This is a genomic window from Kribbella lupini, from assembly GCF_039529595.1.
GTDB classification, from domain to species: Bacteria; Actinomycetota; Actinomycetes; order Propionibacteriales; family Kribbellaceae; genus Kribbella; species Kribbella lupini.
On sequence record NZ_BAAANC010000003.1, the window covers coordinates 1,225,268 to 1,249,207 of the forward strand.

Below are 23,940 nucleotides of genomic sequence, written 5' to 3' on the forward strand. Positions count from 1 at the left end.
CGCGCTCACGACACCGCCTCGCGGTCGAGATCCTGGAGCAGCGTGGCCAGGCGCGGTGTGACCTGCCACGCGCCGACGAGCTCCTCGTACTCCGCCCGGACCTCGGGTCCTGCGGTCGCTCCGGTCCGGGCGGCGCGCAGGAGCAGGTTCCGCGGCGTGTGCTCACTGTCCACGAACTGCACCACCTCCACCCGGTAGCCGACCTGTCGCAGCACCGCCGCACGCAACGAGTCCGTCAGCATGTCGGCGAGCCGCTCCCGAACGATGCCATACCTCGTCATCAAGGCGTAAGGCGCCGGTGGTACGACGCTCTTCAGCTGCTTTTGGATGTCGTGGTGGCAGCAAGGTGCCGCGAGAACCAGCGGCGCCTCCCAGCCGACCGCTCTGGCGAGCGCGTCGTCGGTCGCCGTGTCGCAGGCGTGCAGCGCGAGTACGACGTCCGGCCGGACCTCCAGCTGGGCGTCGGCGATGGTCGCGTCGACGAACCGCAGGTGGTCCTGCCAGCCGAGCGCCGCCACCCGCTTGGTGTTGCGGGCGCGGGCTGCCGGGTTGTGGTCGATCCCGGTCATCCGCACGTCGTGGCCGGCTGCCGTCAGCAGGTGGTACGCCGCGAGCGTCAGGTATGCGTTCCCGCAGCCCAGGTCGACCACCTGCATCGGCCGGCCGGTCGCGATCCGGCCCGCCGCGATCGCCTCGTCGAGGGCCGGCGCGAGCAGCTTGCAGAACTCCTCGATCTGCTTGTACTTCGACTGCCGCGACGGCTTGACCTTGCCGTGGTGGTCGCTGATCCCGAGCTCGACCAGGAACGGCGCGGCCGGGTCGAGCACCCGCTGCTTGGTCCGGTCGTGGTCGGTCCACTGCTCGCGAGCGTCCTGCTCGCGGTGCAGCAGCAGCTTGCCCTTCTTCGTGTACCGCAGCCGCAGCGTCTCGCCGGTCGTCTCCACGTGCCAGTTCCCGTACGGCGCCCGCAGCAGCTCGTCGACCACCACGCCCGCCTCCGCGGTGTCGGCGGGTGCGTTGCGGGTGTGCGACTGCCGCTCGTCGAACTCGGTGACCTGCAGGTGACGGCCGCCCTTGAGGTCGACGTACCGCAGCTCGACGCGGTGGTACGCCGGCGCTTCCGCACCCCGGCGCCGCCCGGATCCGATCGCGCGGACCAGGGTCTCCCGGCCGAGCAGGGCACCCCGGATCGCCCCCAGTGGCCCGGACTCGTCGTCCGCCGCCTCCGGGTCCATGTCCGGGGTCGAGACCGGCTCCAGCTCGGTACGCATCGGGCCATTGTCTCCGACCACTTCCCCGAGTCACAAAAGGGTCTCGTTCGGCCGCTGTCCGGCGGGTCGCCGTCAGCTGATCTTCTCGTCCTCCCCGAGCAGGCCGAGGGCTCTCAGGCGGGTCGCGATTCCGCCCGGCTGGCGGCCCAGCGCGGCCACGAGCTCTTCCAGGGTTGCCTTCTCGTGCCACATCTTCGTCAGCAGCTCCTCCTGGTCCTCGGTCCAGACGCGGAACGCGTTCGGGTGGGCCTTGCGGGCCTCCTCGATCTTGCGGGTCATCGACCGGGCGCTGATCACCTCCAGCGACCGGATCCGGCGCTGGCGATGCCGGCCGACCTCCTCGCCCTCGCGCCAGAAGACGACCACGCCGTCGTCGAAGGTCATCAGGTCGGCCGGGACGTCGCAGTAGTCGGCGTCCTCGAGCATCACTCGCAGCATGGTTCCTACCTCCAGGTGGTGTTGGGCTCTCGTGAAGAAGGTGCCGCGATCTCGCGCAAGTCCCCCAAGAACTTCGCGACCTGTGGACAACCGCCCACAGCGATTGCAAAGAGATTCTGCAAACCCTCTTTGCAAACGCGCTTTGCAGTTCTACAGTCAGAGGCATGAGTGAGGACAAGGACGACATCGTCCAGCTGGACGGCCGGGTGCTGCGGGCGCTGGCCCACCCGATGCGTAACCGCATCGTGGGCCTGCTGCGGATCCACGGCCCGCAGACCGCGACCACGCTGGCCGGGCGGCTCGGGGTCAACACCGGCGCCACGAGCTACCACCTGCGTCAGCTCGCCGAGGCCGGGCTGGTTGAGGAGGACGAGACCCGCGGCAACGCCCGGGACCGGTGGTGGAAGGCGTCGCACCAGGGGACGGACTTCGACGCCGCCTCCCTGCTGCAGACCGAGCCGGAGCTGACGATGGGCTTCCTGCACGGCATCGGCCAGACCTACGCCGAGAACATGTTCCGCGCGATCAACGGCTGGCAGACGCTGGAGCCGGAGTGGCGCGAGGCGACGATGCTGTCCGACTGGGCCTTCCACCTGACCGCGGAGCAGGCCAAGGCGCTGAACGAGGACCTCATCGCCGTGTTCGACAAGTACCGGACAGACCTGACCCAGCCGAGACCCGCCGGCACCGAGAAGGTCACCGTCCAGATCCAGACCTTCCCCTGGGAGCACGAATGAGCCCCCAGCAAGCCGGTACGCCGTACCGGGCGCCGCTGATCGCGTTCCTGATCGCCAACGTGGTGTCGATCTGCGGCACCCGCGTCAGCACGATCGCGATCCCCTGGTTCGTGCTGATGAGCACGGGATCGCCGGTGAAGACCGGTGTCGTCGCGCTGGCGGAGATGCTGCCGCTGGTACTCAGCAAGGCGCTCGGCGGCCCGCTGATCGACCGGATCGGACCCAAGCGGGTCAGCGTCACCACCGACACGGCCAGCCTGGTCGTCGTCGCACTCATCCCGCTGCTGCACCACCTGCAGGCGCTGAGTTTCCCAATCCTCCTGATCCTGGTCGCCGTGGCGGGTGCGCTGCGAGGCCCTGGCGATGCAGCGAAGGGCACGCTGATCCCCGACATCGCAGCCGCCGCCAGGACTCCGCTGGAGCGGGTGACCGGGCTGGAGAGTACGACGGAGCGGCTCGCCGGGTTCATCGCGTTCGCGCTGGCCGGCGCACTGATCGCACTGGTGGGCGAGGCCAACGCGCTGATCATCGACGCGCTCTCGTTCGGACTCTGCGCCCTGCTGATCCAGCGCTGGATCCCCAAGCGACAGATCCAGGAAGACACCCAGAAGGACAGCGAAGCGGCCGAAGGCACCTACCTGGAGCGCCTGCGCCAGGGCTGGCAGTTCCTCAGAAGCGACAAGCTGCTGCTGTCCCTGATCATCATGATCGCCGTCACCAACCTGCTGGACGCGGCCTTCTCCGTGGTCCTGCTCCCCGTCTGGATCAGGGACCACGGCTACGGGCCCGAGCACTTCAGCCTCGTCCTGGCCGTCTTCAGCCTGTCGGCCACGCTGTTCGCCCTGGTCGCCGCGGCGATCGGCGAGCGGGTCCCGCGCAAGCTGGTCTTCACCGCGGCGTTCCTGATCTGCGGCGCCCCGCGCTTCCTCGTGATGGCGTTCGACAGCCCGCTGTGGAGCCTGATGGTGGTCTGCGCCGTCGCCGGGGTCGGTGCGGGCTTCATCAACCCCGTGCTCGGCGCCCTGTTCATCGAGCGGATCCCCCGCCCGCTCCTGGGCCGGGTCAACTCCCTCGGCGACGCCCTGGCCTGGACCGGCGTACCGCTGGGTGGTGTGGTCGCCGGTGCGGCCATCGCCGGGATCGGCATGGCTCCGGCGCTGCTCGCCGCGGGTGCCGTCTACTTCGTCGCCACGACGTCACCACTCGTCTTCGGCCGCGGCGAGAACTGGGGCGGCCGCCAATCCGGACGGCACGCTAATCCGAGTTCGGATCCTCCGGAAACAACGGACCATCAGGTGGCAGCCGCTTCATCGCAGTCGTAGTCACACTGGGCTCGGCCTCGCGTCGCAGCCGGTCACGCTCGGCTCCGAGCAGACCGAGCAGCACGAGGTCGAGCAGCATCCCGCCCACCGCGGCGAACTGCGTCCCGGCGAACTGGAACACCTGAGTCACCAGCAGCGACACCAGTACGGCGAGCTCGAACAGCCGCACCGCCCGAGCCCGGTCCCCCACCCGTAGCCGTAGCGCCCCTCGTACGGTGAAGGTGGCCGACAGCACGCTCCCGGCAGCCACTCCCAGTACGGGGAAGTCGGTCAGCAGCTGGCCCCGGTCGAAGCGGATGCCGGCCGCGATCGCCGGTGCGCCGAGGGCCTGCACGACCAGTACGCCGACAGCAACGGTCGGCGCGAGAGGATGCGTGGCCAGCCGGTCGAAGCCCCGCTTCAGGGTCCGCCAGGCTGCGTCGACGGGCGCGGCCAGCTCCACCTCGTCCGGCTCGACCGCAGCGAGCAGTGCGCGTGTCTCGCGACGTCCGCGAACGTCCGGCCCGACCTGCCGCAACTGCTCCGACGCCTGCGCCAGCCGGCGCCGCGACAGCCCACCAGCGACCCCCTCGACGGCGTGGTCGACCACGTTGGCCAGCTGCTCGCGCGGGTCGATCGGCCGCCGGGTGGTGACGAACCGGCTGCCCAGCACGATCAGCACGAACACGACGTACACGATCGCGGCGGTGGGTTGGTAGAAGTAGTTGTTGTCCGACGTGACGAACTTGCCGACCTCGTCGATGAACAGGCCGAAGCCGATCCCGCCGACCAGGGCAGCGGCCGGCCTGACCACCGGACCGACGTACGCGAGCAGCAGGACGATGCTGACCAGCATCAGCAGGCCGCCGGGCAGTACGTGGGCGATGTGCAGCCCCTTGCCACCGATCTGCGGGTACCCGCTGAGCTGCAGGATCAGCCGCGTGATCAGCACGGTCGTGACACCGGAGACCACGAACGTGGTCAGGTGCTCGCCGCTGCGGACGTTGCGGACCAGCCCCGCCCTCATCAGATACGGCGACCGCGTCGGCGTGCTCATGGCGCGCCAGGTTAGCGGGTGAGCGAGGCGACCACCACGATGGCGACGAGGGCCAGCAGTACGACAGAGGTGACGAGCCGTCGGGTCCGGGGGTCCACCGGCTCAGGCTAGTAGATGACCTCCGGGCGGCGTGACCAGCGGGTCGGGCCGGTGCACACCGCGGGGCTCGTAGCCGAGGGGCTCCGCGGTGCCGAGGTAGTCGGCGAGCAGCCAGATGACGGACAGCCACATCTCGGTGCCCTGGAGCCCTGGGATCGACCGGTCGTCGGTGCCGTCCGGAGCGAACGCGAATCCCTGGCCGTCGACCCAGCGGGTCAGGAGGCCGTCCAGCATCTCCCGGGCCCAGCGCTCGCCTTCGGCCCGCCCGTACGACGTCTGCTTGCCGGCCAGCCAGAGGGGGTGGATCACGTCGAGCACGTTGCAGGAGTTGTAGCCGTCGCCGGTGAAGACCGCGTGGTCCTGGGCGTGGGTGAGCACGGTCTTGATTGCCTGCTCGGGGTACGGCAGCGGCAGGCCGAACTGGGCGTACGTGCCGCGGGTCAGCCGGTAGAACCCGTTGACGACCTGCAGCCAGCCGTCGTCGGGGTGATGGTTGCCCCAGGCACCGGTTTCCGGATCGGCCCGGGCGGTCAGCCAGCCGAAGGTGGTGAAGAACGCGTCGCCCGGATCTTCGTTGTGGTCAAGGATGTTCCGGGCCATGGCGGTGCCCAGGGCATCGAGTCCGCTGCCGGCACTCCAGGAGTTCCTTGCCCACGGCAACGCGTCGAGCTTGGCCGGCAGATCGGTCGGCAGGGCGATCGGGTGCTCGAAGCCGCTGCCGAGGATCTGGAGGGCGTAGCCGGCGCAGAGGATGTGGTAGCTGGCGGGACCCTGCAGGACCGAGAGGCCGGTGAAGTCGGGCTTGTCGTCGCCGGCCAGGTCGCCCGGTGCCATCAGGCCGGTCGCCGGGTCCTGGCGGGAGCGGAGGCGGCGGATCAGGTCGTCGGCGGTGTGGCCTTCCGGCGTACGGCGGACGAGCAGGTCGGAGATCTCGATGGCGTCGCACCAGGGGCGGATCGCGGGTTCGGCGTCGACGCCGGGGCGGTCGATGAAGCGTTCGCCGTCGTACGAGCGGGCCAGTACGTCGCCGACCTGGTCACGGGCGCGGGAGGCGAAGGCAGCCAGCCGCTCGGGCAGGTCGGCAGCGGCGGTCGGGCGAGCGGCGGCGGCGGAGCGGGCCGCGGCCGGCTCACGGCGGTCGCGCAGCACGCGAGCCGGGTTGCCGGCCGCGATCGACCAGGCCGGGACGTCCTTGGTGACCACCGCGCCCGCGCCGATGATGCTGTGCGGACCGATCGTCACACCGTCCAGGATGATCGCGTTCGAGCCGATCCAGACGTCGTCGCCGACGGTGATCCCGAGCGCGGTGTGCGGCTGGCGGAAGATCGGCTGGTCGGTCCGGCTGCTGCCATGGTTGAAGGCCAGCAACGACGTGTGCGCGCCGATCCGGACCCCGTCGCCGATGGTGATCTTGCCGCGAACCACGGCGTACGGGTTGACCGTGGAGTCCGAGCCGATGCTGATCTCGCCGGTCACGTAGCTGTGCGCGGCCAGGTACGAGCGCTCGCCCATGCGGAGTTCGTCACAGAACACGGCCGCCGTCGACGCGACGTACACGTCGTCGGCGAGCTCGACCTTGCCGGCCAGGTCCCGGTGCCGTTCGGCCTGCTCGGCACGCTGCTCGGCGGTGGCGGTGCGGGCGTACTCCCAGGGCAGGAAATCCAGGCGATCGACCATGGGATAACGCTATCCGCAACTCGTGACGCGCGCCTCACGGCGGCCAGTCGCTGAGACGCGCTGCTACTCTCCGGAACATGTGGGGCGGGAGACACAGATGATCGACACCGGGTCCTCGGACGGCGAGCAGACCGTCGGCGACACCCCGGCCGGCGCTGCCGCACGCCCTGGCCGGCGGGTCACGATCAGCGACCTCGCCCGCCGGCTGGACATCTCCAAGGCCTCGGTCTCCTACGCGCTGAACGGCCGGTCCGGCGTCAGCGAAGAGACCCGGCGGCGCGTGCTCGAGCTGGCCGAGGAGCTCGGCTTCCACCCGAACTCGGCCGCCGTCGCGCTGTCCGCGAGCCGCACCCGGACGATCGGCATCGTGATCGCCCGCGACCCGGCGCTGATCTCCACCGAAGCGTTCTACATGCGCACGCTGGTCGGCATCGAGCAGTACCTGAACGAGGTCGACTCGTCGCTGCTGCTGCGGCTGACCGGCGAGCACGGCGAGGACCTGGACGTCCTGCGACGCTGGAGCCGGCAGGGCCGGGTCGACGGGTTCATCCTGTTCGACGAGCACCACGAGGACCCGCGCATCACGCTGCTGAAGGAGCTGGGTGTTCCCAGCGTCGTGGTCAGCTCGAACGCGCCACCGGACGGTGTCGGCCGGCTGATCAGCTCGCCGGAGGAGACCGTGCTGCTCCTGCTCGACCACCTGATCGAGCTGGGCCACCGGGACATTGCCCACGTCAGCGGGCCGTTCCACTTCGTGCACGAGAAGCTCCGGGTGCAGCTGCTCCAGGAGCACGCCGTACGGCGTGGGATCCGGGTCCGGCACTACGAGGGCAGCTACCGGTACGAGGACGGCGCCGACCTCACTCGCCAGATCCTCACCGGCAGCGACCGGCCGACCGCGCTGGTGCTCGGCAACGACCTGATGGCCGTGGCCGCGTTGCGGGTGGCCACGGAGCTCGGCACCGTCGTACCGGACGAGCTGTCGATCGTCGCCTGGGACGACTCACCCCTGTGCGAGCTGGCCCGGCCGGGCATCACGGCGGTCGACCAGCAGACGATGGAACGCGGCCGAGCGGCGGCCGATCTGCTGTTCCGGATCGCGGCCGGCGACCCTCAGCTGCATGTGGAAGCTCCCGCCGGGGTACTGCGGGCCCGGGAGTCCAGCGCTCGCGCGCCGCACTAGTCCCAAACCGCAACACCGCCGCAACCGCACCTTGCGCACTCGTGCGCAAAGCTGCGGATAACCCGCAGACGGTTCCGTTCTGGTCACGGAGCAGTAACGAACTTGACCCGACTGAACCGGTTAGGGTTTACCAACTTAACCGGTTAGGCCACTCTGGGCCCTAACAACCAGCCTCCGCTCCCTGCCGGAGGCTCGATGGGACGAGGGAGTCCGACGTGAGACTGCGTTCGCTTGTAGCCGCAGTAGCGGTGTCCGCCCTGGGAATCAGCCTGGCCGCCTGTGGTGGCAGTGACTCCGGTGATTCTTCTGGCGGTGGTGGCGGAGACGCCACGCTGACCTACTGGGCCAGCAACCAGGGCACCAGCCTGGACAACGACAAGCAGGTCCTGACCCCGGTGCTGGAGAAGTTCACCCAGGAGACCGGCGTGAAGGTCAACCTGGAGGTGATCGGCTGGAACGACCTGCAGACGCGGATCCAGACCGCGATCACCTCCGGCCAGGCGCCCGACGTGGTGAACATCGGCAACACCTGGGCCGCCTCGCTGCAGGCGACCGACGCGTTCCTGCCGTTCGACGGCGACGCGATGACGGCGATCGGCGGGAAGGACAAGTTCGTGCCGACGGCTCTGGCGACCGGCGGCAAGGAAGGCACCGACCCGACGTCGGTCCCGCTCTACGGTCTGGCCTACGGCCTGTACTACAACAAGGCGATGTTCGCCGCGGCCGGCCTGCAGCCGCCGAAGACCTGGGAGGAGATGGTCACCGCCGCGCAGAAGCTGACCGTCCCCGCCAAGAAGCAGTGGGGCATGGCTCTCGCGGCCGGCAGCTACACCGAGAACGTGCACTTCGCGTTCATCAACGCCGCGCAGAACAAGGCCGACTGGTTCGACGCCGACGGCAAGCCGACCTTCACCGGTGACGGCAACGTGCAGGGTGTGCTGCGCTACCTCGACCTGATGCAGAAGGACAAGGTCGCCAACCCGTCGAACGCCCAGTACGACAACGGCACCAAGTCGGTGAACGACTTCGCGACCAAGAAGGTCGCGATGGTGATCAACCAGAACAACGCCGACTCCTCGATCGTCGCCAACGGCATGAAGGCCGGCGAGTACGGCGTCGTGCCGTTCCCGTCGCCGAGCGGTGGCGAGCAGGTGGCCAGCCACGTGGCCGGCATCAACCTGTCGGTCTTCAAGAACACCAAGAACAAGGACGCCGCGCTGAAGTTCGTCAAGTACATGACCGACGCGCAGACCCAGACCACGCTGGGCAAGCCGTTCTCCTCGCTGCCGGTGCTGAAGGACGCGAAGCCGGTCTTCACCACCGACGCGGCCGAGGCGGCGACGTTCCAGGACGTCTACAACACCAAGTCCAAGCCGCTGCCGCTGGTGCCGGCCGAGGACCAGTTCGAGTCCACCGTGGGCAAGGCGATGAACAGCATGTTCGCCAAGATCGCCACCGGTGGCACCGTGACCGCCGACGAGGTCAAGGCGGCCCTGCAGACCGCCCAGGACCAGGTGGCCGCGAGCAGCTGACCGTGCGACAGTGGCCCGGGCGACGTCGTCCGGGCCACTGCCCCGCGTCAGCCCATCAGCACCCAGAAGACAGGAGGCGACCTCCAGGATGTCCGTCGCCACACAGGAAGCGACGCCGGCCGCCGCGAAGCCTGCGAAGAAGAAGTCCAAGCGCGGCCTCGAGCACCGGCCCGGTCTGAACCGGTGGCTTCCGTATCTGCTGCTGGCACCCGCCGTGCTGGCCGAACTGCTGATCCACATCATCCCGATGATCGTCGGGATCTGGATGAGCTTCGTGAAACTGACCAAGTTCTTCATCTCGAACTGGTCCGCCGCGCCCTCCGCCGGGCTCGGCAACTACAAGGTGGCGCTCGACTTCAACAACGCGGTCGGCGAGGGCCTGCTGAAGTCGTTCGGCGTCACCGTGGTCTTCTCGCTCGTCACCGTGGGTCTGTCCTGGGTGCTCGGGATGGCCGCGGCGGTCGCGCTGCAGCCGCCGTTCCGCGGCCGGGGCCTGCTCCGGACGATGTTCCTGGTGCCGTACGCGCTGCCGGCGTACGCCGGGATCCTGACCTGGAACTTCATGCTCCAGCGCGACACCGGCGCGGTGAACCACGTGCTGGAGCAGCTGCACCTCAGCGACGGTACGACGTTCTGGCTGATCGGCGGCAACGCGCTGGTCTCGCTGATCGTGGTGGCGACCTGGAAGCTGTGGACGTTCGCCTTCCTGACGCTGATGGCCGGGCTGCAGAGCATCCCCGGCGACCTGTACGAGGCCGCCTCGGTGGACGGCGCCGGCAACATCCGGCAGTGGCGCAACATCACGCTGCCGTCGCTGCGGCCGGTCAACCTGGTGCTCGTGCTGGTGCTGTTCCTGTGGACGTTCAGCGACTTCAACACGCCGTACGTGCTGTTCGGTACGGCGCAGCCGCCGGCCGGTGACCTGATCACGTTCCACATCTACAACGCGTCGTTCCTGACCTGGAACTTCGGCACCGGCGCCGCGATGTCCGTGCTGCTGCTGATCTTCCTGATGATCGTCACCGGCATCTACCTGTTCGTCACCGGAAGGAGGTCGCGTCGTGCGTGAGACCCAGGGCTTCAAGGTCTACCGCGGGGTCGTGCTGGTCGTGCTCGGCCTGTTCGTGCTGGTCCCGCTGTACGTCATGGTCACGTCGTCGCTCAAGCCGCTGAAGGACGTGCAGGGCGCGTTCACCTGGTGGCCGTCGAACCTGACCATCGACCCGTTCATCGACATGTGGAAGACCGTGCCGCTGGCCCGGTACTTCGTGAACAGCACGATCGTGTCGGTGGCCGCGACGGTGTTCTCGGTGGTGCTGGCGATCCTGGCCGCGTTCGCGGTGTCGCGGTTCAAGTTCCGCGGGCGGACGGTGTTCACCACCACGGTGCTGTCCACCCAGATGTTCCCCGGCGTGCTGTTCCTGCTGCCGTTGTTCCTGATCTTCGTGAACATCAACAACGGGCTCGGCGTGCAGCTGGTCGGGACGCGGCTCGGGCTGATCATCACCTACCTGACGTTCAGCCTGCCGTTCTCGATCTGGATGCTGGCCGGGTACTTCGACAGCATCCCGCGGGAGCTGGACGAGGCCGCGATGGTCGACGGGTGCGGTCCGATGGGCGCCCTGTGGCGCGTCGTGCTGCCGGCCGCCCGGCCGGGCGTGATCGCGGTCGCGATCTACTCGTTCATGACGGCCTGGGGAGAAGTGCTGTTCGCGTCGGTGATGACGACCGAGGCCAACCGGACGTTGTCGGTGGGTCTGCGGCAGTACTCGACCCAGACCAACATCTACTGGAACCAGATCATGGCCGCCGCTCTGGTGGTCAGCGTCCCCGTGGTCATCGGCTTCCTGCTCGCCCAGCGGCACTTCGTCGCGGGCGTCACCGCGGGCGCGGTCAAGTAGCACGCCGTACGTCGTTGCGCCCGGCCCCTTTCATCGGGGCCGGGCGCGTCGTGTCATTCGAACGCCGACGCGGCGTAGACGGTTACCGACGTGGAGAAGCTGGAGCTGGCGCGAGCACCCCGGCCCACCGTCGCTCCGCTGACCCCGTGGATCGAGAGCCGGAAGACGCCGAACCTGGCCTCCTTCACCGTGCTCGGACCGCCGTTCGCCTGTCCGGCGTGCTGCGTGGTGAAGGCCGTGATCTGCTGCCGGACCGCCGCGTCGTGGACCGCCAGCGGGAGCACGCCCGGCAGACCGGCCTTCAGCGTCGCGAACGCCCGGTCCGGTCCCTGCGGGAACTCGCCCTTGCCGGTGGCGCGACCGCCGAAGTCGACGCTCTCGACGGAGTTCTTGTCGGACAGGGCACGGTCGATGCCGATCTCGAGGTTGCCCTTGTCGCACTCGATCCCGAGGATGCGGTCCTCGGTGCACCGGTAGCCCTTGGACTTCAGCGTGTTCACGAGCCCGCTGACCGTCACCCCGGGGAAGCAGCCTTTGCAGGCCGGCGGGGCGCTCGGGCTGACCTTCGCACTGGGACTGTCGGCGGCCGTCGGGCTGCCGCCGGGCGTGGGGCTGCCCGCCGGCTCCGTCGGCTTGTCGTCCACCGGCCGGGTCGCGGTCGGAGCACCGGCGCTGTCGTCACCGTTGCCAGTGGCAAGGATGATGCCGGTCCCGGCGATCGCCAGCGCCGCCACGATGCCGACCACGACCAGTCCGGCCCGCGACTTCCTGGGCGGCGGCTGAGGTGGCGGCGGGTAGCCCCCGTACTGAGGTCCTGGTTGTCCGTAGTGATTGGCCACGGAACGCACTCTAGGGTCGCGCCGGATCATTTGCGTCCTGGTCGAAAGGTTGGACTTCCGGCGCGTTGTTCGTTGCCGCAGGCATCGGCCTTCAGCTGAACAGCTTCTCGCCCCAGTACGAGCCGGCCGGTACGCCGCCCGGGCAGGCGAAGATGCCGGAGCCGACGTGCCGGATGTACTCGTTCATGACGTCGGAGCGGGCGAGCTGGTTCTGGATCGGGATGAACTGCTTGCGCGGGTCGCGCTGGTAGGCCAGGAAGAACAGGCCCGCGTCGAGGCGGCCGAGTCCGTCGGAGCCGTCGACGAAGTTGTAGCCGCGGCGGAGCAGCTCGGCGCCGTTGTTGAACTGCGGGTGGGCCAGCCGGATGTGCGCGTCCTTGGCGACCTTGAGCTCGCCGTCGGCGGTCTTGGCGGTGAAGTCGATCGGGTCGAACTCGTCGGACTTGCCGAGCGGGGCGCCGGTGCCCTTGCCGCGGCCGACGATGGTCTCCTGCTCGCTGAGCGACGTCCGGTCCCAGGTCTCGATGGTCATCCGGATCCGGCGCGACACCAGGTAGGAGCCACCGACCATCCACTCGGGCCCGTCCTCGGGCTGCACCCAGAGCTGTTCCTCGAGCTTGGCGGTGTCCTCGAGCTTCAGGTTGTTGGTGCCGTCCTTGAAGCCGAACAGGTTGCGCGGCGTGGTCTGCGCGCGCGACGTCGACGACGTCCGGCCGAAGCCGAGCTGGGAGTAGCGCACGGCCGTCGTACCGAAGCCGATCCGGGCAAGGTTGCGGATCGCGTGCACGGCGACCTGCGGGTCGTCGGAGCACGCCTGTACGGCGATGTCGCCGCCGCTGCGGGCGGGGTCGAGGTTGTCGCCGATGAAGTGCGGCAGGTCGACGAGTGCCTCCGGCCGCTTGCCCTTGAGGCCGAAGCGGTCGTTGCCCTTGGCATCTTGGAAGAAGCTGGGCCCGAAGCCGATCGTCAGGGTGAGCCGGGCCGGCGGCAGGCCGACGGCTTCGCCGGTGTCCTCCGGCGGGGCTTCGGCCGGGCCGTTCACCGCGCCGTACTGGCCGATGTCGCGGCCGGCGGTCATCAGCGCGGCGGCGGCCGTCCACTCCTTGAGGAGCGCGATGACGGCGTCGCGCTTGTCGGTGGTGACGTCGAAGGTCGCGAAGTGCAGCCGGTCCTGGGCCGGGGTGACGATCCCGGCCTGGTGCGCGCCGTGGAACTCGACCGGGCCGGTGCTGTCGGCGGCCTGCGACTCCTCGCCGCTGATGACGGAGTGGGCGGTGTACCCGGCAACACCGGTGGCAACAGCTGCCCCCGCCGCACCGAACAGGCTGCGGCGGGAGATGCCCTTCTTCTTCGGCTCACTCATTTCTTGGCGATGACCCCGGCGACCTTGCTGACCGGCTCGGCCAGCGCGTCGACGACGATGCCGAGCTGCTTGCGCTCGTCGGCCGTCGGCTGGTACGGCTTGAAGCCGTCGCCCACGCGGTACTTGTCGACCGCCGCGAAGACGGCCTTGAAGTTGGTGTCCAGGGTGGCGACCAGGGCGGCGTCGCGCTGCTGCAGCGCCGGGCGCAGGGCCTGGATCGCGGCCTGCGAGCCCTCGACGTTGGCCTGGAAGTCCCACAGGTCGGTGTGGGAGTAGCGGTCTTCCTCACCGGTGATCTTGCCGGTGGCGACCTCGTCGAGCAGTTCCTTGGCGCCGTTGGCCAGCTGGAGCGGGTTCAGCTGAACGGTCTTGGCCTTGCTCACCACGGTCTTGACGTCCACGAGCAGCTGGTCGGCGTACTTGGCCATCCCGGCGGTCGTGTTCTTCTCCCACAGCGCCTGCTCGATGCGGTGGTACCCGGTCCACTCCGTGCCCGGCTCGACGTCGTTCACGCGGGCGTCGATCTTCGGGTCCAGGTCGCCGAACGACTCCGCGACCGGCTCGATCCGCTCCCAGTACGTGCGCGAGACCGGGAACAGCGCCTTGGCCTTGGCGACGTCACCGGCCTTGACCGCGGTGACGAACTCGGTGGTCTTCTCCTCCAGCGCGATCGCCTGGGAGTTCACGTACCGCTGGTAGGAAACCGTGGCGTCCTTCAGCGCTGTGTCGCCGTCGACCTGCGCGGCCGCGTCGCCGGTGACGGTCAGGTCGCCGCGGATGCCGTCGCCGATCATGCCCGGCTTGCAGACCGCCTGGTACTTGCCGGTCGGCAGCTCCACGATCAGGTCGCGCTTGAGGCCCGGGCCGATGTTCTCGACCTCGCCCATCACGCGGTCGCCCTCGGCGTACACGTAGAACTCGGTGACCTTGCTGCCGCCGTTGGAGACCGAGAAGGTGCTGGTCCCGGACTTCACGTCCCGGCGGCTGAGGTCGCAGCCGTCGTCGGAAGCCTTCACCGCGACCGGACCGGTGGTGTCACCGGGCGCGGCCTCCGGGGTGTCCTCGGCACAGCCGGCCAGAGCGGCCAGCAGCAGTACGGAGCCGGCAGCGAGGCCTCGGCGGGTGGTGATCGGGTTCATGGTGTTCCTTGTCGACGGACGGGTCGTTCGGGCTGTGGTTCAGGCTTGGGCGGGAACCGCGGGGGCCGGTGTGTGCTTGACCGGACGGAAGTACAGCACCAGGACCGGGATCAGGTAGACCAGCCAGGCGGTCAGCTCGATCACGGTCGGCGACGGGTTGAAGTTGAAGATCCCCTTCAGCACCACGCCGTACCAGCTGTCCGGCGGGATCACGTGGGAGATGTCGAAGGCGAGCGTCTGCAGGCCGGGCAGGATGCCGGCTTCCTGCAGGTCGTGGAAGCCGTACGCGAAGATGCCGGCCGCGACCAGGATCAGCAGGGCGCCGGTCCAGTTGAAGAAGACGCCCAGGTTGATCTTGACCGCGCCGCGGTAGATCAGGAAGCCGAGCCCGACGGCGGTGGCCAGACCGAGCAGTACGCCGACGAACGGCGTCGCGGTGGTCGCCGTCGCGGCCGAGGCGTAGACGATGAAGGCGGTCTCGATGCCTTCCCGGAAGACGGCCAGGAAGGCGAGCAGCACGACGGCGGCCGGGCCGACCTCGAGGGCGGCCCCCATCCGCTCGCGCAGCTCCCGGGCGATGCTGCGGGACGCCTTGCGCATCCAGAAGATCATCCAGGTGACGAAGCCGACCGCGACGATCGACATCACGCCGCCGATCGTCTCCTGGGCGGTGAAGGACTTGGCGGTCAGCGAGGTGATGAACTGCAGCAGCGCCCAGCCGGCGACCGCGACGGCGACCGCCGCGGCCACGCCGGCCCAGACCAGTTTGAGCCGGTCCTTGTGACCCGACTTGACCAGGAAGGTGGCCAGGATGCTGACCACCAGGGATGCTTCCAGTCCCTCACGGAGGCCGATGAGGTAGTTGGCGAGCATGGCGGTACTCCTGGAGCTTAGGGTTGTCTAACCTTCGGAAGGTTAGCCTAAGAATTCCCATTCGCCCACTGTGTCGTACGCCGCACCGTGGCCCGGCCCCTCGCCCAGGCGGGACGAGATCAGCTGCAGCCGGTCCGCGGTCCAGGTCGGTCCCTGGTACTCGTCGAGGACCCGGACGTACTTCACCACGTCCATCGGCCGCCGCATCCGGGCCAGCGTCAGGTGCGGCGTGAACTTCCGGCCGTCGACGGTGACACCGGCCTTGTTGGCCGCCGCCCGCGTCGTCATCGCGAGGTGCTTGAGCGCCTCGGTCTCGTCCCGCACGCCCGTCCACAGCACCCGGGCATTCGGTACGCCGGGAAAAGCGCCCGCCCGGCCCAGGCTCAGATCGAACGGCTTCTGCCGGGCGGCGGCCCGTTCCAGCCCCTCCCCCAGTTCATCGGTCTTCCACTCCGGCACCTCACCCAGGAACGCGAGGGTGATGTGCCAGGTCTCGTCACTGGCCCACCGGACGTCCTCGTCCGGGTGCGACCTGCGCGGTTCCACGTACTCACTCAGATGCTCGACAACCTCCACCGGCGGCACCACGGCCACGAACAATCGCATCCCCACAGGATAGAGACCGCACACTGAGGTATGGACGAGCGGAAGTTGCCTTCGCCGTGTGTGGTGGTGCTGGTGGGACCGGGGGCGGCGGGGAAGTCGACGTGGGCGGCGGCGCGGTTTGCGACGGAGCTGGTGGTGTCGAGTGATCGGCTGCGGGCGCTGGTGGGGGCCGGGGAGGACGATCTGGCGGCGAGTGCGGATGCGTTCGCGTTGCTGGAGCAGGTGGTGCGGCAGCGGATCGGGCGGCGGTTGACGACCGTCATCGACACGTTGGGGATGGATCGGGAGCGGCGGCTCGGGTGGTTGGCGTTGGCTCGGGAGCACGGCGTGCCGTGTGTGGCGGTGGCCTTCGACACGCCGGCCGCCGAGTGCCGGCGGCGGAACCGGGAGCGGGCGAAGCGGATTCCGGCGGACGTGCTGACGGCGCAGTTGAAGACGTGGGGCGCGGTGAAGAAAGAGCTGCCGGGCGACGGGTTCGACGAGGTGCTGCAGGCGGCGACCGAGGTCCGGGTGGTGCCGGAGGCGTTCGTCCAGGCGGAAGCGGCGGTACGGCGACAGGAGGAGGCGCCGTCGGGGTTGCGGTTCGGGCTGCAGGTGAGCAGCTACACGCACAAGGGCGGGCGGAAGACGACGGGCGAGTGGATCCGGCAGGTCGGCGTACGGGCGGAGGCCGCGGGGTTCGACGCGGTGTACGTGATGGATCACTTCCGGCAGATCCCGCAGGTCGGGCGGGCCTGGGAGGACTTCCTGGAGAGTTGGACGACGCTCGCTTATCTGGCGGCGTGCACGGAGCGGGTTCGGTTGGGGACGCTGGTCAGTGGGATCACCTACCGGAACGTCGCGCATCTGGGGAAGATCGCGGCCACGCTGGACGTGCTGAGCGGCGGGCGCGCGGTGTGCGGCGTCGGGCTGGGGTGGTTCGAGGCCGAGCACAAGGCGTACGGGTGGGAGTTTCCGGCGGTCGGTGAGCGGTACGCCCTGCTTGAGGACGCGCTGCAGTTGCTGCCGGCGATGTGGGGAGCGGGCAACAAACCCTTCAGGGGCAAGGTTCTCGACGTACCGGACACCACCTGCTATCCGCGCCCGTTGCAGGAGCGAGTCCCCTTGCTGGTGGGTGGAAGCGGCCTGAGAACTCTGCGCTTGGCTGCCCGGTACGCCGACGCGGCCAACGTGTTCGGCGGTGCTGATCAAGTGCGCGAGAAGGCTGAGTACCTGAAAGGCCGGCCGCGGCAGATCGAGCTCACCCACCTGTCGACGACGCTGATCGGTCGTGACCAGCGGGAGGTCGATGCCTTGGTCAACCATTTGCGGCCGCGCAACCAGGACCCCGCCAAGTACGCCGCGGCCGTGAACGCGGGCACGGTCGCCGACCAGGTCAGCCGCTTCCGCGAGCTCGCGGAGGCGGGCGCGGCCGAGGTGATGTTCAGCCTGCCCGCCCTGGACGACGACCTCGGCCCGCTGGACACCGCGGGCGAGGTGATCGCCGCCTTCCGTTAGCCCTTCGCGAGCGGGAGGTCGAGGAGGGCGTTCTCGATCAGTTCGGGCAGCGCCGGGTGGATCCAGTACTGGCCGCGCGCCATCGTGTGGGCGTCGAGGCCGAAGCTCATCGCCTGGATGATCGGCTGGAGGATCGCGCTGGCCTGAGGGCCGATGATGTGGGCGCCGAGCAGCAGGCCGGTCTTCGGATCGGCGAGGAGCTTGGCGAAGCCGGTCGTGTTCTCCATCGCCCAGCCGTACGCGATCCCGGCGTACTCGGCGCGGCCCACGACGTACTGGACGCCCTGTTCGACGGCCTCCTCCTCGGTGAGCCCGACCGACGCGATCTGCGGCGAGCCGAACACGGCGGACGGGACGTAGCGGTGGTCGGACTCGATCTGCTCGTCGGGGTGCAGCAGGTTGTGCTGGACGACCCGGGCCTCGTGGTTCGCGACGTGCTTGAGCTGGTACTTCGACGACAGGTCGCCCAGCGCGTAGATGCCGTCGACGACCGTCTGCTGGTGGGCGTCGACGACGACCCGCTCGTCCTCGTCGAGGGTCACGCCGGTCGCGGCCGGGTCCAGCAGGTCGGAGTTCGGGCGGCGGCCGATCGCGACCAGGACCTCGTCGACGGCGATCTCGTCGCGGCCGCCCGGGCTCAGGGTCTCCAGCCCGATCGAGCCGTCGTCCAGGCGGCAAGCACTGACCGTGTCGTGGTTCAGCCGGACGTCGTACGCCGCGGACGCGAGCTCGGTGTAGCGGGTCGCGATCTCGGTGTCCTCGTGGCGCAGCAGCAGGCCGGAGCGCGCGATCAGCGTGACCTCGACGCCGAGCGACGCGAACACGTGCGCGAACTCGGCGGCGACGAACCCGCTGCCGATGATCCCGAGCCGGGCCGGCAGCTCGCCGAGCCGCATGATCGTGTCCGACGTGTGGTAGCCGACCTCGGCCAGGCCCGGAACGAACGGGACGTTCGGGCGGCTGCCGGCGGCGAGCACGATGCGGTCGGCGGTGATCACCCGGACCGACCCGTCGGCCGCCGTGATCGACAGCTCCTTGGTCCCGGTGAAGCGGCCGGTGCCGTGGTACACGGTCACGTTCGCGTTGTCGGCGTGGTGCTCGCGGTACTCCTCGCCGCCGGCCGCGATCGGGTCGATCCGCCCGAAGATGCGGTCCCGGATGTCCGGCCAGCGGACGCCGGTGAGGTCCTCGTCGACGCCGAAGCGGGAGCTGTACGACGGCGTCTTGGCCAGGTCGGCGGTGTGCACGAACATCTTGGTCGGGATGCAGCCGACGTTCAGGCAGGTCCCGCCGAAGGTGCCGCGCTCGACGATCGCCGTCTTGAGGTCCGCGAACCGCCCGTCGAGGATCGAGTTGCCCGAGCCGGTGCCGATGATCGCCAGGTCGTAATGAGTCACACCCCATTCTGACCCTGTCATCAAACGCCGGCCCGCCACCCCCGGCGGCCGTTCGCGGGCCGAAAGGTCAGGCGACCTTGGGGCTGGTGTCCACCGTCGCCTTGTCGGCGAGCAGTTCGCTCTGCGGCAGTACCTCCAGGCGGGGCCGCGGGAGCAGGTGAGGCCGGATGGCCAGGCCCTGGCGGCGGGAGAAGTACAGCACCGAACCGACCGTGCCGAGAATGGTGAGTCCACCGCCCACGACCAGCGACCAGCGGGCGCCGAACTCCTGGCCGATCCAGCCGATGAACGGCGAGCCGATCGGCGTACCGCCCATCAGGACGGTCATGTAGAGCGCCATCACCCGGCCGCGCATGGTCGGCTCGATGCCGAGCTGCATGGTCGCGTTGGCCGCGGTCAGCATCGTCAGCGCGGTGAACCCGACCAGCGGCAGCACCGCGGCGAACGACAGGTAGGTCGGCATCAGGCCGCTGACCACGTCCATCACCCCGAAGGCCAGCGCGGCGCCGATCACCAGCCGGCCCCTGGTCCGGACCCGGCGGGCCGCCAGCAGGGCTCCGATCAGCGAGCCGATGGCGAGGATCGAGCCGAGGATGCCGTACTCCCCCGCGCCCTTGTGGAACGCGCTGGTGGCCATCAGGGCCGACGTCATCTGGAAGTTCAGCCCGAAGGTCCCGGCGAAGAACACCGCGACCAGCACCATCATCAGGTCCGGCCGGCGCCACAGGTAGCGCATGCCGTCGCGGATCATGCCCTTGTCCCGGGCCGCCATCTTCGGCGTGTGCAGCTCGTCGGGCACCATCAGCCACAGCGACAGGATCACCGCGGCGTAGCTCAGGCCGTTGATGATGATCACCGGACCGGTCCCGATCCAGGCGATCAGCAGGCCGGCCAGGCCGGGGCCGATCAGCCGGGCGGCGTTGAAGGACGCCGAGTTCAGGCCGACCGCGTTCTGCAGGTCGTCCTTGCCGACCATCTCGACCACGAAGGCCTGCCGGGTCGGGGCGTCGAAGGCGGTGCCGACGCCGAACAGGAAGGCCAGCGCGAAGACGTGCCAGGCCTGCACGACGCCGGTGACGGCGAGCGTGCCGAGCACGAGCGCGACGGAGCCCATCGCCAGCTGGGTGATGGTCAGCACCCGGCGCTTCGGGAAGCGGTCGGCCACCAGACCGGCGTACGGCGACAGCAGCAGGGCCGGCAGGAACTGCAGGCCGGTGACGATGCCGAGCGCCGTCCCGGAGTGGGTCAGCTCGAGGACCAGCCAGTCCTGGGCGACCCGCTGCATCCAGGTGCCGGTGTTGGAGATGATCGCGCCGGAGGCGTAGAGACGGAAGTTGCGGACCTTGAAGGCCCGGAAGGTCGGGCTCACGAGCCCGCCAGTCGTTCGAGAACAGGTGCTGCCTTGCGCAGGATGTCGCGCTCCTCGGGAGTCAGTTTCTTCAGCTTGGTCTGCAGCCACTCGTCGCGGCGGCGCCGGTTGGCGCGCAGCAGGGCATGGGCGGCGTCGGTCAGCTCGACCACGATCTGGCGCTTGTCCGTCGCGTGCGGGCGGCGGACGACCAGACCCGCCTCCTCCATGTTCGACACGATGCGCGTCATCGACGGGGGCTTGACCTGCTCGTGCGCGGCCAGCTCACCGACGGTCATCGCGTCGTGCTTGCCGAGCGCACCGAGGACGCCGAGCTGGTTCGCGGTCAGGTCGTGCCCGTCCTCGCGCTGCCGCCGGAGCTGGCGGGACAGCCGCAGGGTGGACGACCGCAGCGCGCTGGCCAGCCCGACGTCGCTCTTCACCTGCTGGGCTACGATCTCGGGCATGTCATTAGCATAACTCATTACCTTTGCTAACGAAAAAGAGTTTCCGGACATTCCGCCCGGTGGTCCGGGCGGCGCGACACCGCCGGCGGCTAGGGTGAGCCGCCATGGGGACTCCGGTCGAGCTGGTGAAGTACGAGCAACGGTTCCGGCGGGCCGGGCTGCCGCTGTTCATCGAGGACTTCTCGCCGACGCACGACATCTTCGCCCGGGCCACGCCGGTGCTGGCGCTGGTCTTCCTCGCCGAGGTGCTCGGCGCGATCGAACTGACCTGGCACTGGTGGCAGAACGCTCTGGCCGTGCTCGGCGGGCTGGCCGTCCTGATCGGCGGCTTCGGCCTGCTGAACGGGATGCGCGGACGGCCGTTCTGGTCGTTCCCGACCCGGTTCGGGACGCCCGAGCTGGCCGTGTTCGTGCTCCTGCCCGCGCTGCTGCCCGTGGTCTCGCACTTCCAGTGGAAGCAGTTCCTGGGCGTCGCGGTCAGCAACCTGGTCCTGCTCGGCCTCGTGTACGTCGTGGTCGGCTACGGCCTGATCGGTACGACGATCTGGGGCGTACGACGCCTCGCGAGCGAGCTGGCGAACTCGCTGGCCAGCCTGATCCGGGCGCTGCCGCTGCTGCTCGTGTTCTCCCTCGTGCTGTTCGTGAACACCGAGATGTGGCAGGTCTTCGCGGGCATGCCGATCGCGTTCATCGTGCTCTCCGCGATCGCGTTCGCCCTGCTCAGCGACCTGTTCCTGGTCCTGCGCCTGCCGCAGGAGCTGGACAAGATCGAGCGCGACGCCGGTACCGGCCCACCGCTGCGCCGGATCCAGCGGCTGAACCTGAGCATCAGCCTGGTGGTCCGGCAGTGGATGCAGGTCCTGGTGGTCAGCGCCGGCGTCGGCGCCTTCTTCGTTGCCTTCGGCATGCTCGCGATCAGCGAGAAGATCTACACCGGCTGGGGTGTCGAGACCGGCTCGTGGTCGTACACGTTCGACCTGCTCGGCCACCCGGTGCTGATCAGCGCGGCCCTGGTGAAGGTCGCGGTCGGGATCGCGAACTTCACCGGGCTGTACTACTCGATCTCACTGATGACGGACGCCACCTACCGCACCGAGTTCCTCGACAACGTCACCGACGAGCTGCGCACCCTGTTCACCGCACGGGCGGAGTACCTGGAGCTGCGATCCCGAGTGCTTCCCGCAGAAAGTTGAGCTGATGGCGGAGCAGCCCCTCGGCGGTCGCCACGTCGGTGGGCATGTGCGTCGCACCGGACAGCGGCAGCACCTGGTGCGGCCGACCGGCCGCCAGGAGCGCGGCTGACATGCGGAGGGTGTGAGCAGCGACCACGTTGTCGTCGGCCAGGCCGTGCACCAGCAGCAGCGGGCGGGACAGCCGTGCGGCCTCCGGGAGAGGTGAGCTGCGGTCGTAGGCCTCCGGGTTGTCGTCCGGGTGGCCGAGGAAGCGCTCACGCCAGTGCGTGTCGTACAGCCTCGGGTCGCTCGGACCGGCACCGGCGACAGCGGCGTGGAAGACGTCCGGCCGACGCAGTACGGCGATGGTCGACAGGATGCCGCCGTAGCTCCAGCCGGTGATGCCGACGCGCGTCAGGTCCAGGTCGGGGCAGTGCTCCGCGGCGGCGTGCAGTGCGGTGACCTGGTCCTCGAGCGGCAGCGACAGGGTGTCGCCGTACACGGTCTTGTCCCAGGCCGGACCGCGGCCCGGCGTACCGCGGCCGTCGGCGATGATCACCGCGAAGCCTGCTTCGGCGTACCACTGGGCGGTCGGCCACAGCGGAGTGGTGGCGCGGACCGCGACCTGGAGCGCCGGACCGGCGTACGGGGTCATCAGGACGGGCAGTGTGGTCCCCGGCTCGTACCAGGTGGGCAGGACGAGCGCGGTCCGGAGTTGCAGCTCGCCGGCGCGCAGCCAGGTGATGCGTGGCTGCAGAGCCGGCCGGGCCGCCAGGGACTGGATCTGGCGACCAGTACGTCGTACGGCGAACGTCTGGCCGGTCTCGGTGTTGGAGACGACCACGCCACCGGCGGCGGTGTGGACACCTGGGCTGGTGGTCAACTGGTGGAGCCCGGCGGGGTCGTGCAGCCACAGGTGGCGCTCGGTCGGCTCGTCGTTCGCCTGGAAGAGAACGGACTCACCGGTGACCTCCAGGACCGCCCGGAGCTGGAGGCCCTCGGGAGTCACTGGCCGGCCGTCCACCAGGAGGCGGCGGGTGGAGGGGGTGTCGTCGGCGACCACGAGCTTGCCGGAGGCGGTCCGGGCCGGTGTGCCGGGGACGAGCTCGACCCACGCGTCGTCGCGCTGCTCGTGGAGGAGCTCGGTTCGGCCTGTGGACGGGTCGGCGGCGAGGACCCGTACGGTCTTCTGGTCGCGGGACTGGACGCTGAGCAGTACGCCGTGCGCGTCCCAGGCCGCCGTGGGCAGGTACTCGAGGTCGCCCTGCTCGATGTCGACCCGTCCGCCGTCGAGGTCGAGGACGTGCAGGGTGACCACGGCGTTCGGCGTACCGGCCGCCGGGTAGGCGATCTCGCGAGGACGCGTCGCGGGGTTGGCCGGATCGGCGATCCACCAGCGCTGGACCTGGGTCTGGTCCACCCGAGTGGCGAGCAGGCGGGTGCCGTCGGGCGACCACCAGTGACCGCGGGTGCGGTGCATCGACTCGGAGGCGACGTGCTCGGCGAGGCCCCAGAACACGTCGGGACCATCGGCGGCGGCCAGCTGCCGATCGTTGCCATCGGCAAGCTCCAGAACGTGCAGGCTGCCGTCGGTCACGTAGGCGACACGGTGGCCGGTCGGATCGAGCCGTGGGTCGACGACTGTGCCCGGGGTGTCCAGGGCGCGGAGCGCGCCCGTCTGCAGCTCGAGGTGCCAGAGCTTGCCGCTGACCGGGAAGACGGCGACCGTCAGTTGCTCGTCGGCGGAGAAGGCGACGATGCCGCTGCTGCGTTCCCGGGTGCGTTCGCGGCGGATCCTCTCGGCCTCGGGGATCGGGCCGTCGGCGCCGAGCTGCTCGGGAGCGACCAGCAGCCGCTCCTCGTCACCGTCCAGCATCCACAGGCAGCTGGTGCGGTCCTCGGGGCCGCGGGTGCGCAGGAACAGCACGCGCTCACCGTCCGGGGAGGCGGCGAAAGCCTTCGGCAGGCCGAGGGTGAAGCGTTGGGTGCGGGCCGATGAGGCGGGATAGGTCTCGAGGTAGTTGTCCATAACCGAGAGTCTTG

General features: G+C 69.4%; 21 protein-coding genes. 8 read left to right on the forward strand and 13 right to left on the reverse strand.

The genetic code is table 11. The annotated features are described in order from the left end of the window. Positions 1–5: 5 nt before the first annotated feature. Both ABD235_RS32105 and ABD235_RS32110 read right to left on the reverse strand, forming a co-directional pair. On the reverse strand, positions 6–1,271 hold the full coding sequence (locus ABD235_RS32105) for a class I SAM-dependent methyltransferase (RefSeq protein WP_344181016.1): 1,266 nt from the start codon (positions 1,269–1,271) through the stop codon (positions 6–8). A gap of 72 nt (positions 1,272–1,343) precedes the next feature. Beyond that, positions 1,344–1,709, reverse strand: a complete 366-nt coding sequence (locus ABD235_RS32110) for a hypothetical protein (protein ID WP_344181018.1) — start codon at positions 1,707–1,709, stop codon at positions 1,344–1,346. Positions 1,710–1,873: 164 nt separating this feature from the next. On the opposite strand from ABD235_RS32110, the gene ABD235_RS32115 reads away from it, so the two are divergent. Together ABD235_RS32115 and ABD235_RS32120 are read left to right on the forward strand one after the other, a co-directional pair. After that, positions 1,874–2,446 (forward strand): ArsR/SmtB family transcription factor, encoded by a 573-nt coding sequence (locus tag ABD235_RS32115; RefSeq protein ID WP_344181020.1) that lies wholly within the window; start codon positions 1,874–1,876, stop codon positions 2,444–2,446. Next, a complete protein-coding gene (locus ABD235_RS32120; RefSeq protein WP_344181022.1) occupies positions 2,443–3,768 on the forward strand; it encodes an MFS transporter in 1,326 nt (441 codons plus the stop codon). The genes ABD235_RS32115 and ABD235_RS32120 overlap by 4 nt, the downstream gene beginning before the upstream one ends. Here ABD235_RS32120 and ABD235_RS32125 read toward each other — a convergent pair. Together ABD235_RS32125 and ABD235_RS32130 are read right to left on the reverse strand one after the other, a co-directional pair. Then, entirely contained in the window at positions 3,701–4,804 is a 1,104-nt protein-coding gene (locus tag ABD235_RS32125) for a hypothetical protein (protein WP_344181023.1), read from the reverse strand. The two genes, ABD235_RS32120 and ABD235_RS32125, sit on opposite strands and share 68 nt — an antisense overlap. A gap of 102 nt (positions 4,805–4,906) precedes the next feature. After that, a complete protein-coding gene (locus ABD235_RS32130; RefSeq protein ID WP_344181025.1) occupies positions 4,907–6,580 on the reverse strand; it encodes an acyltransferase in 1,674 nt (557 codons plus the stop codon). Positions 6,581–6,677: 97 nt separating this feature from the next. Between ABD235_RS32130 and ABD235_RS32135 the strand changes: the two genes are divergently transcribed. From ABD235_RS32135 to ABD235_RS32150, 4 genes are all read left to right on the forward strand, one after another. Beyond that, positions 6,678–7,763 carry a LacI family DNA-binding transcriptional regulator gene (locus tag ABD235_RS32135; RefSeq protein ID WP_344181027.1) on the forward strand — a complete coding sequence of 362 codons (1,086 nt, stop codon included), beginning with the start codon at positions 6,678–6,680 and terminating at the stop codon, positions 7,761–7,763. A gap of 215 nt (positions 7,764–7,978) precedes the next feature. Beyond that, positions 7,979–9,295, forward strand: a complete 1,317-nt coding sequence (locus ABD235_RS32140) for an ABC transporter substrate-binding protein (protein WP_344181029.1) — start codon at positions 7,979–7,981, stop codon at positions 9,293–9,295. A gap of 88 nt (positions 9,296–9,383) precedes the next feature. Further along, a complete protein-coding gene (locus ABD235_RS32145) occupies positions 9,384–10,364 on the forward strand; it encodes a carbohydrate ABC transporter permease (RefSeq protein ID WP_344181031.1) in 981 nt (326 codons plus the stop codon). Continuing rightward, entirely contained in the window at positions 10,357–11,196 is an 840-nt protein-coding gene (locus tag ABD235_RS32150) for a carbohydrate ABC transporter permease (protein WP_344181033.1), read from the forward strand. Before ABD235_RS32145 ends, ABD235_RS32150 begins: the two co-directional genes overlap by 8 nt. A 53-nt stretch (positions 11,197–11,249) precedes the next feature. Here ABD235_RS32150 and ABD235_RS32155 read toward each other — a convergent pair whose 3' ends face one another. From ABD235_RS32155 to thpR, 5 genes are all read right to left on the reverse strand, one after another. Beyond that, positions 11,250–12,035: a hypothetical protein gene (locus ABD235_RS32155; protein WP_344181035.1), complete on the reverse strand. Its 786-nt coding sequence runs from the start codon at positions 12,033–12,035 to the stop codon at positions 11,250–11,252. A gap of 91 nt (positions 12,036–12,126) precedes the next feature. Then, positions 12,127–13,398, reverse strand: coding sequence for an iron uptake transporter deferrochelatase/peroxidase subunit (gene efeB, locus ABD235_RS32160; protein WP_344181036.1), 1,272 nt, complete (start codon positions 13,396–13,398; stop codon positions 12,127–12,129). Further along, on the reverse strand, positions 13,395–14,537 hold the full coding sequence (gene efeO / locus ABD235_RS32165; protein WP_344181038.1) for an iron uptake system protein EfeO: 1,143 nt from the start codon (positions 14,535–14,537) through the stop codon (positions 13,395–13,397). Before efeO ends, efeB begins: the two co-directional genes overlap by 4 nt. A gap of 39 nt (positions 14,538–14,576) precedes the next feature. Continuing rightward, positions 14,577–15,410 (reverse strand): iron uptake transporter permease EfeU, encoded by an 834-nt coding sequence (efeU, locus tag ABD235_RS32170; RefSeq protein ID WP_344181040.1) that lies wholly within the window; start codon positions 15,408–15,410, stop codon positions 14,577–14,579. 42 nt (positions 15,411–15,452) lie between these two features. Beyond that, positions 15,453–16,016: an RNA 2',3'-cyclic phosphodiesterase gene (thpR, locus tag ABD235_RS32175; RefSeq protein WP_344181042.1), complete on the reverse strand. Its 564-nt coding sequence runs from the start codon at positions 16,014–16,016 to the stop codon at positions 15,453–15,455. Positions 16,017–16,046: 30 nt separating this feature from the next. On the opposite strand from thpR, the gene ABD235_RS32180 reads away from it, so the two are divergent. Continuing rightward, positions 16,047–17,513: an LLM class flavin-dependent oxidoreductase gene (locus tag ABD235_RS32180; protein WP_344181044.1), complete on the forward strand. Its 1,467-nt coding sequence runs from the start codon at positions 16,047–16,049 to the stop codon at positions 17,511–17,513. On the opposite strand, the gene ABD235_RS32185 is transcribed toward ABD235_RS32180, so the two are convergent. From ABD235_RS32185 to ABD235_RS32195, 3 genes are all read right to left on the reverse strand, one after another. Continuing rightward, positions 17,510–18,910 (reverse strand): mycothione reductase, encoded by a 1,401-nt coding sequence (locus ABD235_RS32185; RefSeq protein WP_344181046.1) that lies wholly within the window; start codon positions 18,908–18,910, stop codon positions 17,510–17,512. The two genes, ABD235_RS32180 and ABD235_RS32185, sit on opposite strands and share 4 nt — an antisense overlap. 67 nt (positions 18,911–18,977) lie before the next feature. After that, positions 18,978–20,279 (reverse strand): MFS transporter, encoded by a 1,302-nt coding sequence (locus tag ABD235_RS32190; RefSeq protein WP_344181048.1) that lies wholly within the window; start codon positions 20,277–20,279, stop codon positions 18,978–18,980. Further along, positions 20,276–20,725, reverse strand: a complete 450-nt coding sequence (locus ABD235_RS32195; protein WP_344181050.1) for a MarR family winged helix-turn-helix transcriptional regulator — start codon at positions 20,723–20,725, stop codon at positions 20,276–20,278. Before ABD235_RS32195 ends, ABD235_RS32190 begins: the two co-directional genes overlap by 4 nt. A 104-nt stretch (positions 20,726–20,829) precedes the next feature. Here ABD235_RS32195 and ABD235_RS32200 point away from each other — a divergent pair, with 104 nt between their 5' ends. After that, a complete protein-coding gene (locus ABD235_RS32200) occupies positions 20,830–21,918 on the forward strand; it encodes a hypothetical protein (protein WP_344181051.1) in 1,089 nt (362 codons plus the stop codon). Here the strand turns inward: ABD235_RS32200 and ABD235_RS32205 are convergent. Further along, positions 21,860–23,926 (reverse strand): S9 family peptidase, encoded by a 2,067-nt coding sequence (locus ABD235_RS32205; RefSeq protein ID WP_344181052.1) that lies wholly within the window; start codon positions 23,924–23,926, stop codon positions 21,860–21,862. The genes ABD235_RS32200 and ABD235_RS32205 overlap by 59 nt on opposite strands. Between the last annotated feature and the right edge of the window lie 14 nt (positions 23,927–23,940).